General features: G+C 42.0%; 12 protein-coding genes. 10 read left to right on the plus strand and 2 right to left on the minus strand.

Features of this window, described 5'->3' with window-relative positions; translation table 11 throughout:
- Positions 1 to 13 precede the first annotated feature (13 nt).
- The 7 genes from V7L31_RS00910 (at position 14) to V7L31_RS00940 (ending at position 7,530) form a co-directional block, all read left to right on the plus strand.
- A complete protein-coding gene (locus V7L31_RS00910; protein ID WP_334694512.1) occupies positions 14 to 1,171 on the plus strand; it encodes an AAA family ATPase in 1,158 nt (385 codons plus the stop codon).
- A gap of 616 nt (positions 1,172 to 1,787) precedes the next feature.
- Positions 1,788 to 2,393: an alpha/beta hydrolase gene (locus V7L31_RS00915; RefSeq protein ID WP_442944335.1), complete on the plus strand. Its 606-nt coding sequence runs from the start codon at positions 1,788 to 1,790 to the stop codon at positions 2,391 to 2,393.
- A 154-nt stretch (positions 2,394 to 2,547) separates the two neighbouring features.
- On the plus strand, positions 2,548 to 2,760 hold the full coding sequence (gene isiD, locus V7L31_RS00920) for a protein IsiD (protein ID WP_094351471.1): 213 nt from the start codon (positions 2,548 to 2,550) through the stop codon (positions 2,758 to 2,760).
- Positions 2,761 to 2,852: 92 nt separating this feature from the next.
- Positions 2,853 to 4,094: a bifunctional phosphopantothenoylcysteine decarboxylase/phosphopantothenate--cysteine ligase CoaBC gene (gene coaBC, locus V7L31_RS00925; RefSeq protein WP_334694513.1), complete on the plus strand. Its 1,242-nt coding sequence runs from the start codon at positions 2,853 to 2,855 to the stop codon at positions 4,092 to 4,094.
- Positions 4,095 to 4,319: 225 nt separating this feature from the next.
- Complete coding sequence (locus tag V7L31_RS00930) at positions 4,320 to 4,850, plus strand: pentapeptide repeat-containing protein (protein WP_334694514.1); 531 nt, start codon at positions 4,320 to 4,322, stop codon at positions 4,848 to 4,850.
- Between the two features lie 132 nt (positions 4,851 to 4,982).
- Positions 4,983 to 6,497, plus strand: a complete 1,515-nt coding sequence (locus V7L31_RS00935) for a DUF1565 domain-containing protein (RefSeq protein ID WP_334694574.1) — start codon at positions 4,983 to 4,985, stop codon at positions 6,495 to 6,497.
- A 229-nt stretch (positions 6,498 to 6,726) separates the two neighbouring features.
- Positions 6,727 to 7,530, plus strand: a complete 804-nt coding sequence (locus tag V7L31_RS00940) for a hypothetical protein (RefSeq protein WP_334694515.1) — start codon at positions 6,727 to 6,729, stop codon at positions 7,528 to 7,530.
- A 21-nt stretch (positions 7,531 to 7,551) separates the two neighbouring features.
- Here V7L31_RS00940 and V7L31_RS00945 read toward each other — a convergent pair whose 3' ends face one another.
- Positions 7,552 to 9,621: a tetratricopeptide repeat protein gene (locus tag V7L31_RS00945; protein WP_334694516.1), complete on the minus strand. Its 2,070-nt coding sequence runs from the start codon at positions 9,619 to 9,621 to the stop codon at positions 7,552 to 7,554.
- Positions 9,622 to 9,932: 311 nt separating this feature from the next.
- Here V7L31_RS00945 and V7L31_RS00950 point away from each other — a divergent pair, with 311 nt between their 5' ends.
- Together V7L31_RS00950 and V7L31_RS00955 are read left to right on the plus strand one after the other, a co-directional pair.
- A complete protein-coding gene (locus tag V7L31_RS00950) occupies positions 9,933 to 10,193 on the plus strand; it encodes a hypothetical protein (protein WP_334694517.1) in 261 nt (86 codons plus the stop codon).
- A gap of 494 nt (positions 10,194 to 10,687) precedes the next feature.
- On the plus strand, positions 10,688 to 11,347 hold the full coding sequence (locus V7L31_RS00955; protein WP_334694518.1) for a class I SAM-dependent methyltransferase: 660 nt from the start codon (positions 10,688 to 10,690) through the stop codon (positions 11,345 to 11,347).
- A 73-nt stretch (positions 11,348 to 11,420) separates the two neighbouring features.
- Here V7L31_RS00955 and V7L31_RS00960 read toward each other — a convergent pair whose 3' ends face one another.
- Positions 11,421 to 12,377, minus strand: coding sequence for an aldo/keto reductase (locus V7L31_RS00960; protein ID WP_334694519.1), 957 nt, complete (start codon positions 12,375 to 12,377; stop codon positions 11,421 to 11,423).
- A 213-nt stretch (positions 12,378 to 12,590) separates the two neighbouring features.
- Here V7L31_RS00960 and V7L31_RS00965 point away from each other — a divergent pair, with 213 nt between their 5' ends.
- The gene (locus V7L31_RS00965) at positions 12,591 to 13,451 is read left to right on the plus strand and encodes a Tab2/Atab2 family RNA-binding protein (RefSeq protein ID WP_334694520.1); all 861 of its coding nucleotides are present in this window, start codon (positions 12,591 to 12,593) and stop codon (positions 13,449 to 13,451) included.
- The last annotated feature ends 64 nt before the right edge of the window (positions 13,452 to 13,515 follow it).

Raw genomic sequence — 13,515 nt, forward strand, 5'->3', positions numbered from 1 at the left:
TGAGGATAGCAATATGAATACTTCGGTGCAACTTTGGTCATTTCCTTATTGTCCCAGCGATGTCTACGACGGGCTGCGCCTACGCAACTGGTCGATAGATTGGTCAGCATTGGAAGCAAAATTTGATTGGTTGCGATCGCTTGCTGATTGCCCCCAAGACCCACGTTATCATGCTGAAGGAAATGTTCTCATTCACACAAAGCTAGTATGCGAGGCATTGGTGGCATTACCCCAATGGCGGGCATTGCCAGCTACAGAACGTTCTGTGTTGTTTGCTGCGGCTTTGCTACACGATGTCGCTAAACCTGGTGCTACTCAAATAGAAACAGATGGCAGCATCACCTCCAAAGGTCATGTACTACAAGGTGCAAAAATGGCACAGGAGATTCTCTGGAATTTGGATGTGCCCTTTCATCAACGACAGGCAATTGTGGCTTTGGTGAAATACGGTAGCTTGCCCTTGTGGTTTTGGGACAAACCCAACCCTGAACGGGCAGTCATTAAAACAAGTCAAATTATTCGTTGCGATTTACTGAGTTTACTTGCAGAAGCAGATGTGAAAGGGCGCAACTGTGACGATCAAGTACAGTTATTGGAACGAATTGAGTTTTTTCGGGAATTTTGCCAGGAAAATCACTGTTTTGATCGGCCACGAGTATTTTCATCAGCCCATAGTCGATTTGTTTATTTTCAAAAAGAAGATGGCAACCCAGATTATGCAGCTTATGATGATACACGCTTTCAGGTGGTGATGATGTCAGGATTACCTGGTTCGGGAAAAGATACTTGGATTCAAGAAAATCTCCCTGAGTGGGAGGTAATTTCTTTAGATAAACTGCGAAAGACAATGGGAATTGATCCTAAAGACGATCAAGGTGCAGTAGCAAATGCAGCCAAGGCGATCGCTAAAGAGTATATGCGAAATGGACAATCCTTTGTTTGGAATGCAACCAACCTCAGCCGCCAACTGCGGGGGATGCTAGTTCGTTTGTTTGGCAGTTACCAAGCCAGTATTCGGATTGTGTATTTAGAGGCAGCTTGGGAAGAACTGCTGAGAAGAAATTGCGATCGCACCGCAAAACTGCCAGAAAAAGTACTTTACCGGATGAAAAATCGTCTAGAAGTGCCTGATATTATCGAAGCATCCATTGTTGATTGGGTAGTGAGGTGAAAAACCTTTTGTTTGCCCCTCTCTTCACAGGTGTACACACAAGCCTCGAAATTCCACCTAATATTTGGTTTTGTCGCCCTAGCTTCAAAATTATTGCCAAAAAATTAATCTCATCACAAAACAAGTTGTCACTTGAGCGGAGGTTATCAATAATGATATGGACAGGTTTTTTGTGACTTTTTGACATTAAACAGTTTAGGCTAGAACAGGAAATAATATGAAGATTACAAAAAGATATTGATTAAGATGCAGTGCGAGTTCCTTTACTCAGATACAATTTGCACAATTATCTCCTGGATCGTCACTAACCAAAAATAATTTTGTGGTTGTTTAACCGTGATTAGCACTCTATCACTCTAAGTAGAGAAAATAGGAAATGGTCGGATTGCGAGGTGTCTAAAATAGTAACTCGCATCCGATCAATCAATGCAATTATAACGATCGCACATGAAATTCTTTACCAGAGAAAGTTTGTAAATAATTTCCCCTAATTTACCTTGATGACGATCGCATTCTTTGGTCTAGCAGCAAATACCGCTAAATACGAAGCTGCTTGAAGAGATAGGATCTATGTACAAAAGTAGAATTTAGGAGTAAACCTCTGTCTTTACAAGCTATCACCGTACCCACAGCAACTTCTCAACCCCCCGCAGGCTTAATTGTAACTTTGCATGGTTGGGGTGCTAATGCTGAGGATGTAGCATCTTTGTTACCCTCGATCAACTTACCTGACTACCAGTTTGTATTGCCCAATGCACCTTTTCCTTATGCCTATTCCCCGATAGGGAGGGCATGGTATGACCTACGGGTGGAAAATATGTATGAAGGGTTGCCAGAGAGTCGGCAACTGTTAATAGATTTCTTGGAATCTTTAGAAAGTAGCACTGGCATACCTTTATCACGCACCATTTTAAGTGGATTTTCTCAAGGCGGAGCAATGACTTTGGATGTCGGCTCAAAATTACCCCTAGCAGGTTTAGTTGTGATGAGCGGATATTTACATCCTGATGCACTAACAGCAGCTAAAAGTAAAATTCCGCCGACTTTAATCACTCACGGTAGATATGATGAAGTCGTTCCCCTGCAAGCTGCTTTGAAGGCACAGGAAACTCTCAAGTCTCTAGGAGTGGCGGTGGAATACCACGAATTTGATATGGGGCATGAAATACATTTACCAACGTTAGAAGTGCTACGAAATTTCGTTGTCAATACCATTGGCTAGTCAGGATTACGAATTTTTGATAAATTCTCGTACAAATTCTGACAATTTTCACGAAAATAATGGTCTCTAATGAGTAATATATATTGGGTGGCTGCGTTTGGCGCAACTTAACCCAGGCTGAAGGCGAGTGCTGCATAAGGGAGGGGCAAGCATTATGACAACTCTAAGCATTTCCCAAAAAGAAATTGCTGCCATGAGCGCAGTAGAAGTAGAAGAACTAGCTACACGTCTGGAACTGGATAATTATAGTAATGCTTTTGAGGGTTTAAATGATTGGCATCTATTGCGAGCGATCGCATTTCAGCGTCCAGAGTTAGTTGAACCCTATATCTACCTCTTAGACTTAGAACCCTACGATGAAGCGTAGCAATTTTGGATTTTAGATTTTAGATTGAGTCAACTGGCTACAATCAGAGATTATCAGGGTTAATGTATCACTTGCTTAATCTCAAAGTACCAATGCAATTTCCCTTAAATCCAAAATCCAAAATCCAAAATCCAAAATTGAACAGGGTTCTAATTGGTGTAGGTGGCGGTATCGCCGCCTACAAAATTTGTGAACTGGTTTCGAGACTGTTTAAAACTGGGGTAGAAGTCCGAGTCATCCTCACCCGTTCGGCACAAGAATTTATCACGCCTTTGACTCTAGCAACCCTATCTCGTCATCCCGCCTACACAGATGATGATTTTTGGCAAGCAACTCACTCTCGTCCTTTGCATATTGAGTTGGGTGAATGGGCCGATGTCATGGTAATTGCCCCTTTAACAGCTAATACATTAGCCAAGTTAGCCTACGGGATGGCGGATAATTTACTCACAAATACTGTGTTGGCTTCTACTTGTCCCGTGCTGTTAGCACCCGCAATGAATACGGATATGTGGGAACAGCAATCGGTGCAGCGGAATTGGCAACAGCTATTGATCGATAGCCGATATCATGGAATGGGTACAGCATCAGGATTATTAGCGTGCGATCGCATCGGTGCTGGTAGATTAGCTGAACCTCCAGAAATTTTCGCTCATGTCCAATCCTTATTACACACTCAAGGCAAACGAGATTTAGTCGGTAAACGAGTCTTAATTAGCGCTGGGGGAACGCGAGAGTATCTTGACCCAGTGAGGTTTATTGGTAATCCTTCCACAGGTAAAATGGGATTAGCCTTAGCGCAAGCGGCACTTCACCGAGGGGCAAGTGTCACCTTGGTACATGGCCCAGCTAATTGGGATGTACCATTGGGAGTGCAAGCAATTCCTGTTATTAGTGCCGAGCAAATGCAGCACGTCATGGTGGAATGTTTACCCAACGCTGATATCATTGTCATGTCAGCAGCCGTGGCAGACGTGAAACCACGAGATTATAGTACAGAAAAATTGCCCAAGCGATCGCTCCCCCAAGCTTTACCTTTGGAACCAGTACCAGATATAGTCGCCCAGTTAGCACAACATAAACAGCCGCATCAAATATTAATTGGTTTTGCTGCACAAACTGGGGATATTGTCAAGCCAGCGTTAGAAAAATTACAGCAGAAAAAATTAGATGCGATCGTTGCCAATCCCATCGATCGACCTGATAGTGGTTTTGGTAGCGATAATAATCAAGCGATATTTTTAGATAGTCAAGGAAATCAGCTAGAAATTGCACCTTGTTCTAAATTAGAAATGGCCCATCAATTATTTGATTTTGTCATTACGGAATTTTAGATTTTAAATCTCTCAACATCCCTCTGAAGTGTGAAAGTAACTCACAACTCTAGATAGTGGTGCTAGTGGTTAAGGATGACTAATCTAGATAAAGTTGATTCAATACTCACTCTAGTTTGATTCACCACAAATCTTCAGTGGCGCGTGCTGGAGCGAGATTTACTGCCTGTTTGGATAGCCTCAGTTAATAGCCTCAATTAAATGTTCTTTAGCATAGCGACAAATATGAAAGCAGATCAACTTCTGAAAAACTATGCCGCAGGTGTCAGAGATTTTACTGGTGTTAACTTGAGCGAGGCCAACTTAAGGGAAGCCAATCTCAGTGGTGTAATTTTAGATAAAGCAATTTTAGATGGAGCTAATCTGAGTCACGCTAATTTAAGCCACGCCAGTTTGATTGAAGCAGATTTAAATGGAGCAGATTTGAGCAATGCCGATCTCAGTGGTAGCAACTTAAGCGGAGCTATTTTGGATGGAGCTATCTTGGATGGAGCTTCAATGGAAGGGGCTAATTTGAATCATGCTGATTTGACGGTTGCGAAACTGATTGACACTAACTTGAGTGAGGCGGATTTGCAGGAAGCAAGCTTGATAGCGGCGAATCTAGATGGAGCCGATTTAAGTGGTGCAGATTTAACTGTAGCTGACTTGTCTCAGGCAAATCTTACTCAAGCAGATTTGAACCAGACTAATTTGAGCGGAGCAAATTTGGATGGAGCCAATATAGAAGGAACAATCCTTGATGAGAATGTTTGACCAAAGAGGCAGGGAGTAGGGAGCAGGGGAGAAAAATTCGCTCATCTGTCTTATCCTCTTCCAAAAGAGCAACGAGCCGCTTTAATGTCACTGTTGATTGTCATAATTAAAACAATTGACTCTCAACTATCAATGGTGAACTCTACCCTCGTTGTCACACTCTATGTCAACCCTCTGACAGGGAATGATACCAATACTGGTTCACGGTTGAGTCCGTTTAAAAGCCTCACCCGTGCCTTAAAATTAACCAAAATCCCGACGATAATTCATCTGGAATCGGGAAATTACAGCGCTGCTAGTGGTGAGGTGTTTCCACTGGTCATCCCTGGAGGGACGACAGTGGTGGGTAATGAAGCAAAAAAAGGTGCAGAGATTGTAATTTACGGGAGTGGTGAGTATCAAAGTCTCAGCTTTGGTATGCAAAATATTACACTGCTCTTGGTAGATAATGCCTGTGTTTTAGGTGTAACTGTTACCAATCCTTCGGTCAGGGGTACTGGTATCTGGATTGAATCGGCTGTACCTACTTTAGCTAACAATACTTTAAGTGACTGTGGGCGAGAAGGTGTGTTTACCACTGGTACTGCCAAGCCCACAATTTCAGATAACATATTTGTGCAAAATACTGCTAGCGGTTTAGTGATGGCAGGTCATAGCCAGGGAGAAGTACTGCGGAACGTATTTCAAAGAAACCCTTTAGGCATAGCAATTAGTGATTTTGCTGCTCCAACGATCGCCAATAATAAATTATCAGAAAATCGCACAGCGATCGCACTTTCTCGCAACGCCCAACCTATCCTGCGTCAAAATCTCATTGCTCAAAATACCCAAGGTGGTCTATTCGTCAATGGCGATGCAGTCCCCGATTTAGGTAATATTCAAGATCCCGCCAATAATATTTTTCGTGATAATCATGAATTTGATCTATATAATGCTACTACACAAAAAATAGTTTCCGTAGGTAATCAATTAAATTCTCCTCTAGTCAAGGGCTTGGTCGAATTGATCCCAACTAATCAGGTAGCAGTTAGCACTAATTATTCTGATATCCCGACACAATCCCCATCTCAAACACTTTTCGCATCTCCCGAATTAGATGGACATTGGGCAGAACCATTTATTCAGGCATTAGTGAGCATGAATTTAACTCATGCTTTTGCTGATAGTAGCTACCAGCTAGATAAACCCATGACTCGCGCCCAGTATGCAGATATGGTGGCGATCGCCTTTAACCCATTTTCCAAAATCCTAGCACCTGATTTTACGGATGTACCCAAGGATTTTTGGGCTTATAGCGCTATCCAAATTGCGGCTAGCGGTGGCTTTGTTGGCGGATTTAGCGATCGCACTTTCCGCCCCGATCAACATGTGCAGCGGCTACAGGTGATTGTCTCCCTAGTGAATGGACTGGGACTAACAGCTGTTGATAGCGATATTTTAGAAGTATATAGCGATCGTCATACCATTCCCGACTATGCCCGAAAAGCCGTTGCTACTGCTACACGATGGGGAATAGTTGTCAACTATCCAGATCCGAAAGTGCTTGCACCTTCACGTTTAGCAACACGCGCCGAAGTTGCAGCAATGGTTTATCAGGCATTAGTCGCCATCGGGCGAACACAGCCGATTACAGAGCTTTTCAACTAATTAAAGTACACCAAATCCCCAATCCCCATCTCATTCATACTATAAATAATTGAAAATTTCTGTAAATCAGTCTATATAGGGTTGCATTCTAGAAGTTCACAAGTAAAATAGGGGACACTGCTTATCGTTTTGGTAACTTGTGGAAAAAAAACCATGTAGTTAAAAGCACGTTAGGCTAATATGCAGTGGGTGACAAATCTTAGACCTATTGCCTAAAGCTAATAGCCCCATGTTAACAACACTTCCAGATACTTCTGCCAACTTGGCGATCGCCTTATTAATTAACTATAGTTTTGATCTCAGTGGATATAGTGCCAATGAGCTAGTCGAGCGTTGGCAAACGCAATACCCACTTAATTGGCTACACCTGGCAGTGATTGAGGCACTATATCAAGGTCGTTATAAAGCGGTTTCTGTGCAACAAATCTTAGTATTTTGGCAGCGCCGGGATCAGGCTACATATCATTTCAATATGGAATTTGAACGTATGGTTTGTAGCAAGTTTCCCCAAAGCCTAACCTCGTCGCCGACACCAGCCCTAGCGCCAGCGAAGAAAAATCCCACTGTAGAGAAAGTGACGAGTCCTCAATTACCACCATCAAAGATTCGCAACGGCTATCAATACAGCAATACTGCAACTCTACAACTGAAAAGCTCCCAATCAAAGGCATCTTTAGCTGAAGAAGAAGGGAAGCAGGAAGATAGAGAGAATAAAACTGCTTTAAAATCTTCGCTTTCTGGGAAATTTGCCTCTTCGGCAACCCTTCAGCTAGCATCTGCTGTCAGCCAAAGGCAAATTTCACAAGAAAGTCCCCCGCCTTCCCCATCACTAAGCCATCATCAACGACAGCCAAAACTGCTGCCGCCTGCTACTATTCATGCCCCAATCGGGCAATTTACTCCAGAAACAAGCGATCGCTCTGACTCTTTTACGTCTAAACTTAAAGCGATGTCTGGGGAAGGGGGAAGAGGAGCAGGGGAGCAGGGGAGCAGGGGAGCAGGGGAGCAGGGGAAGCAAGAGCGGAATAACTAATGCCCAATGCATTTTAGATTTTTACTCTGTAACTAGGAGCTTAAAGCGCTCATCGTCGGCAATCTCATCAAAATCTAGGTCGGTTGCTGCGTCTTCTTTATACCTGGGATCGAGTTCAATTGCTTGTTGTAGAGTCAGCAGAGATCGTTCAACTTGTCTTTGCAGTGCGTAACAGGCTGCTTTGTTGTAATGGGCACTGGCATAATCTGACTTAATTTCTAAAGCTTTGTCAAAACTAGCGATCGCTTCATCATCGCGTCCTAATCTCACTAAAGTATAACCGCGTTTATCCCAGATTTTGGGAGAATTGGGCTGGAATTCTAAAGCTCTATCCAAAGAGACTATTGCCTCTTCATATTGTTCTAATGCTATTAGAGAAAGACCGCAATTCAACCAAGCAACGGCATCATCAGGCTTGATTTGTGTAGCTTTCTCAAATGAGGCAAAGGCTTGCTGATGCTGTTGTAAGTTTCCCAAAGCAACGCCGCGATCGCACCAAGCTTGATGATAATCTGGTTGAATCTGAATAGCGCGATCGTAGGACGAAATTGCATCTTTGTAGCGTTTTAACCTTCCGAGAGTTAGCCCTCGTTTTAACCAAGCCACAGGTTCATCGGCTTGGATTTTAAGCGCTTGGTTGTAAGCTGCGATCGCATCTTCATAGCGTCTTTGGGAAAACAAGGCATCTCCCTGTTTTACATACTCATCAGCAGTCAATTCTGGTTGTTGTGGCTGTTCTTGTATTTCTTCTTCAACTTCAAAATTCACCACCTCTGGAACAGATTCAGGTATAACTTCAGTTAATTTTTGAAGGATAAGATTCTTTCTTTCTTGAGCATCTAACTGTAACTCAGATAGTTGAGAGACAAACTCAGTTTCTAATCTTTCTAACTTCTCCAAAATGAGAATCTTTTGTTGTTGAGCATTCCATTGTAATTCTGAAAATTGCGAAGTAAATTCAGAACCAGATTTTTCTAGATTTTCAATGATTAGCTCTTTGCTCTTTTGAACATCTACTTGTAACTCAGATAGCTGAACTGCAAACTCTGACTGTAATGCTCCTAAATTATTAACAATTTTATTTTTTTGCTCAACAGCATCTATTTGTAATTCAGATAATTGAAACTTCAATTCTTTATCGAATATTCTTAAATTTTCTAGTGTGACATCTTTTTGCTTTTGAGCATCTCTCTGTAATTCAGATAATTTCTCTGCAAATTCTGACTGCAATTTATTTAAGTTTTCAAAGGCTATATCTGTTTGCTTTTGAGCCTCAGACTGCCATCCAGAAAGTTGAGATGTAAACTCAGACTTTGATACTTCTAAATCAGCAATAGCTAATTCTTGTTGTTGTTGCACACCTAACTTTAAATCAGCTAGTTCTTCTGCTACGACAGATGCTAATTTTCCGAGATTCTCCAGTGCTATATCTCTTTTTTGTTGATAATCCAATTCTAAATTAGATAGACTAGAGGCAAATTTAGACTCTAAATTTTCTATATTTTCTTGAGATTTTTGGAGTTCAGCTTCTAATCTACTTAATACCTGTGATTTAGCTAAATCTAGCTCGGATGTAAAAATAGATACATTCTCTTGTTCGCTTTTAATTTTTTGTTGTAAAGCAATAGTTTCCTGTTCTAATTCATAATTTATTTTTTTAGCTTCTTGAACAACATTTTCGGCCTCTTCTTTAACAGTGGTAAGCTGATTTTGTAATTTTTCCATTCCCTGTAGTTGTTGCATTGCCCTATCAACAATTTCACGAATTACCGTTCGTCGCAGAAGCCATAACGAGGCTAGGACTGCAATGGGAAATAGACTCAATATAACTAGCCAAACATCAAATAAGATAGTTGTACGGCTAAAAGCACTATTAAGATCGGATTGGACTTGCTGTTGAATTCGCTTTTCCGTTCGTAGTCGTGCTAGTTCTTCCCGTTCCTGATTCGATAACACCGGAGTAGTAGTTAATACGGGATTAGGTGATGGTGCAGATTGTCCATTGGCAATTCCAACGGATAACAGTAAGGGGAAAAAAACAATAGTGCTTTTGACAATTAAAGCGAAAACAGCTTGATTTTTGCTCTTCATAACAACCATCTCAGTCTGTTGGTCAGTTTTTGAAGCGGCGTGCCTCTTTTCAATCTATAACAGAATTAAGTAGTGAAATGTTGTAGAGGCAATGATAAATGCTGAACAATCCTTAACTAATTTGTTTCTTCGTACTTTATTGTACATACAACTTCAGTAGTGGAGTGTAGTCATTTTTGGGATTACTATTATAACATTACTTAAGTTGTACCTACTGCCAAAGAGGGCGAAAACCAATTGGCACTAGCGTTAGATTATCTAGGGTAAGCAGATTACTCATCCAAAAATTAACTTAACAAAGGCGGTAGAAAATGGGTCGCATCAATCCTTATACACTGCAATTGCAGATTACCCGAATGTTTGAACAAGGGCAATCATTTTTTGCCACAACCAAAGTACAGGAATGGTTAAAAGAACACAAACATAATCCAGAAGATTATGACATTATTTTCCATAAAAAACCCGCGCTTCCTGGTTCCAAAGAAGTTATGATAGTGGAAATTGAATTACGACGTAAAGATGGACAACCTGTAGATCCTTGGTTGCAAGAACAAGCAAATCTCCATGCTTGATTTTTTGAAGAAGAATTCAGAATTCAGAATTCAGGAGTCGGAATCAAGATGCTCTCTACGAGGTGCAAAAAGCGAATGCGGACTCGCTCTGTTCGCGCAGCGTCTCGTAGAGAAGCCATGCCGTTGGCGGAGCCTCTCGTAGAGAAGGCTTTACGCTGCGCTATCCGCCAAGCGCACAAAATTCATTCTGTTAGCGGATAGCTAAGGTTTAGCCCATTCTGGCTCCTGAATTCTATTTCGATCAACAAGAAATTTTCAATTTAAATCCACACTATCTTCACAGAATTTCCAAAAATAGAGCGTTCCCAATTGCGGAACGCTCTTTATTATCTTTAGATGGAGCATAAATATCTTTTAAAGTATCTAAAGTTAATCCGAATCACCCTATTAGGTGAATCTAATGGGTGAGGCATAAAAAATACAAAATATAGTACCTTGAGGCTATAAATGGTTGCTTGGCACAGCAATTTATAGACTCAAAATTTAGGAAGTAGATGATGACTGTAAACCAACTTATGGGAGATTCACCAAATCAGATTTATGGCAATTTTAGTAAGCGTTTTTTTGCCTTGATGATGGCGAAAAGTAGCGGCACGTATGATAAAATTGTCGGTGAGCGTAAACTTTCTCTTTTTGCGAATCTCCAAGGTAAAGTATTAGAAATTGGCCCAGGAACAGGCCCTAATTTACCCTACTACCCTAAAGATATCCACTGGATAGGAATTGAGCCAAACCCACATACCCATTCCTATCTCAAAAAGCAGGCAGAAAAACTTAATTTAAACATCGACCTCCGCATTGGTAATGCTGAATGGTTAGATGCAGAAGATAACAGCATAGATACTGTTGTTAGTACATTAGTTTTGTGTTCAGTGCCGAATATAGACTATACATTACAGGCAATTTTAAGAGTACTGAAACCAGGTGGACGCTTCTTATTTATTGAACACGTTGCTGCACCTCAAGGAAGTTTATTGCGACAACTGCAAAACAGAATTAGTCCGATTTGGAAAGTAATCGGTGATGGTTGTCATCCAGATAGAGAAACTTGGATAGCCTTAGAAAATGCTGGTTTTAGCAGCATCAATTATGAGCGATTTGATGCAAAATTGCCGATTATTAGTCCTCATATTATTGGCGTAGCGACAAAGTGAAAAAACTGTTTGGGTTTGCAGAATAAATTATTAAATAACCCCACAGCTTGAGCGGTGGAGTTATTTAATAATTTTAGGGATTCTCGCGCAAGAAATCAGCAATCTTATCTAATTCCTGCTGATTGAGGCGAAATTCACCAGCACCGATGATTCCTTCCACCTGCTTAGAATTGCGTCCGCCAACGATCGCAGCTGTCACCGCCGGATTGTTTAAAGTCCAAGCGATCGCTACTTCACCAGGCGAGCGATCGTGTTGTTGACCAATGTGCTGCAATACCTCCACCAACTTCAGGTTACGAGATAAGCGTGGCTCCTGAAATTCACTACTATTCTTGCGCCAATCATCATCTGGGAAATTAGCAACCCGTTCAGGTGTAATCGCTCCTGTGAGCAAGCCAGACTGCATCGGTGAATACACAATCACGCCGATATTATTTTCCTTAGCAAAAGGCAGAATCTCCTTGTCTACATCGGGCTTCACCAGAGAATAAGGCGGTTGCAATGACGTAATTGGGGCAATTTCCTGAATACGTTTCAACTGTTCTACATTGAAATTTGAAACCCCAATATAGCGAACTTTCCCCTCATCCTTGAGTTTTGCCAGAGTTGTCCAACCTTCTTCGATGTCTGAGTCAGGGTTGGGCCAGTGGATCTGGTAAAGATCAATGGTTTCAATCTCAAGTCGGCGCAGACTATCTTCAACCTCGCGCCGCACAGAATCCGCCTTGAGGCTGCGACCAATTTCGCCCTTTTCATCCCAAATCATTGAGCATTTCGTGAAAACGTAGGGGCGACTAGATCGACCTTTGAGCGCTTTAGCAACAACCTCTTCCGAATGTCCCAAACCGTAAATAGCTGCGGTGTCAATCCAATTAACGCCGAGATCGAGAGCGCGATTGATCGCTTCAATGGATTCTTGGTCGTCCTGCGTTCCCCAACCAAAAGCCCATCCACCTCCACCAATTGCCCAGGCCCCAAAGCCAATTGGAGTAATGTGAAGCTCTGAATTACCAAGCTGTTTGGTTTGCATATCTACCTTCTTCAATAATTTTTGAGTCAATTGCTAGTTTAAGCTGCAAATATTTGCTCAACAGCTATCTGAAGTGTGAATTACTACTAGTACAGCAAAGCGGAATTCAAACGTTCATCGCCCACTCCCCAATTCCCAATACCAAATGCTGCCCCAAGACTCGTATGATCAACATATCAGGAAAACATAACAGCCAGATTTTTACCGCAAAACATGGGCAGTATTTGGGAAATCGATTTTTACTCTCGTCCGATTTTGGACGCTAACCAAAAAAAAGTTTGGGAAGTCTTAGTCTGCGAAAGCCCGTTGGATATTGGCGCAAAAGCAGATTCTTTGTTTCGTTATGCTCAATATTGTCCCAGTACCCAGGTAAATTCAGGCTGGTTGCGGACAGCGTTGCAGGAGGCTATTAACCAAGCTGGAAAAGCACCAATTAAAATCCGCTTTTTCCGCCGCCAAATGAACAATATGATTACTAAAGCCTGCCAAGATTTGGGGATTCCCGCCCAGCCTAGCCGCCGGACTTTAGTTCTCAACCAATGGTTAGAACACCGGATCAAGGAAGTCTATCCCCAAGAACCAGGATATCAAGGGGGGACTAATCCCTCAGTCCGCCTGGAAAAACCTTTGCCGCAACGTTTACCAGATGCTTTGGAAGGACAGCAGTGGGTATTTGTCACCTTAGATGCTGCGGATTTGGCAGAAATGCCAGAATGGGAAATCGGCTTTGGTGAAGCTTTCCCTTTAGATTTGGTGCAAGTATCACCCGAAGCTCGTATTCCTGGTATTTTAATTTTCTCACCAAGAGCCTTGCCCTTGGCAGGTTGGATGTCTGGTTTGGAATTGGCTTTCTTAAGATTTGATACCAGTGAAGAGGCAAGATTGCTGTTAGAAACAGGTGTTACTGAAAGCTGGATTGTAGCAAATATCAAAAAACCTCAAATTTTAGCAGAAGCCAAAGGTTTTGAAGAAGCCAAGCAAAAAGCTAATGGTGTGCATTTTATCGGTGTACAGTCTGATCCCAAAGCCCAATCTTTTGCTGGTTTTTGGCTGTTGCAAGAGGTTAATCTTTGAATATGGGGATTGAGGACTGGGGATTGGGGGATTGGGGACTGGGGACTGGGGATTGGGGATTGGG

This window comes from Nostoc sp. (assembly GCF_036916655.1).
In the GTDB taxonomy this organism is placed as follows: Bacteria; Cyanobacteriota; Cyanobacteriia; order Cyanobacteriales; family Nostocaceae; genus Nostoc.

Excerpts from the sequence above, each read along its gene's own strand:
- V7L31_RS00910 (WP_334694512.1), top strand. The coding sequence starts at position 14 with ATGAATACTTCGGTGCAACTTTGGTCATTTCCTTATTGTCCCAGCGAT.
- V7L31_RS00955 (WP_334694518.1), top strand. The coding sequence starts at position 10,688 with ATGATGACTGTAAACCAACTTATGGGAGATTCACCAAATCAGATTTAT.
- V7L31_RS00960 (WP_334694519.1), bottom strand. The coding sequence starts at position 12,377 with ATGCAAACCAAACAGCTTGGTAATTCAGAGCTTCACATTACTCCAATT.
- V7L31_RS00965 (WP_334694520.1), top strand. The coding sequence starts at position 12,591 with ATGGGCAGTATTTGGGAAATCGATTTTTACTCTCGTCCGATTTTGGAC.
- coaBC (WP_334694513.1), top strand. The coding sequence starts at position 2,853 with ATGCAATTTCCCTTAAATCCAAAATCCAAAATCCAAAATCCAAAATTG.
- V7L31_RS00935 (WP_334694574.1), top strand. The coding sequence starts at position 4,983 with ATGGTGAACTCTACCCTCGTTGTCACACTCTATGTCAACCCTCTGACA.
- isiD (WP_094351471.1), top strand. The coding sequence starts at position 2,548 with ATGACAACTCTAAGCATTTCCCAAAAAGAAATTGCTGCCATGAGCGCA.
- V7L31_RS00950 (WP_334694517.1), top strand. The coding sequence starts at position 9,933 with ATGGGTCGCATCAATCCTTATACACTGCAATTGCAGATTACCCGAATG.
- V7L31_RS00930 (WP_334694514.1), top strand. The coding sequence starts at position 4,320 with ATGAAAGCAGATCAACTTCTGAAAAACTATGCCGCAGGTGTCAGAGAT.
- V7L31_RS00940 (WP_334694515.1), top strand. The coding sequence starts at position 6,727 with ATGTTAACAACACTTCCAGATACTTCTGCCAACTTGGCGATCGCCTTA.
- V7L31_RS00945 (WP_334694516.1), bottom strand. The coding sequence starts at position 9,621 with ATGAAGAGCAAAAATCAAGCTGTTTTCGCTTTAATTGTCAAAAGCACT.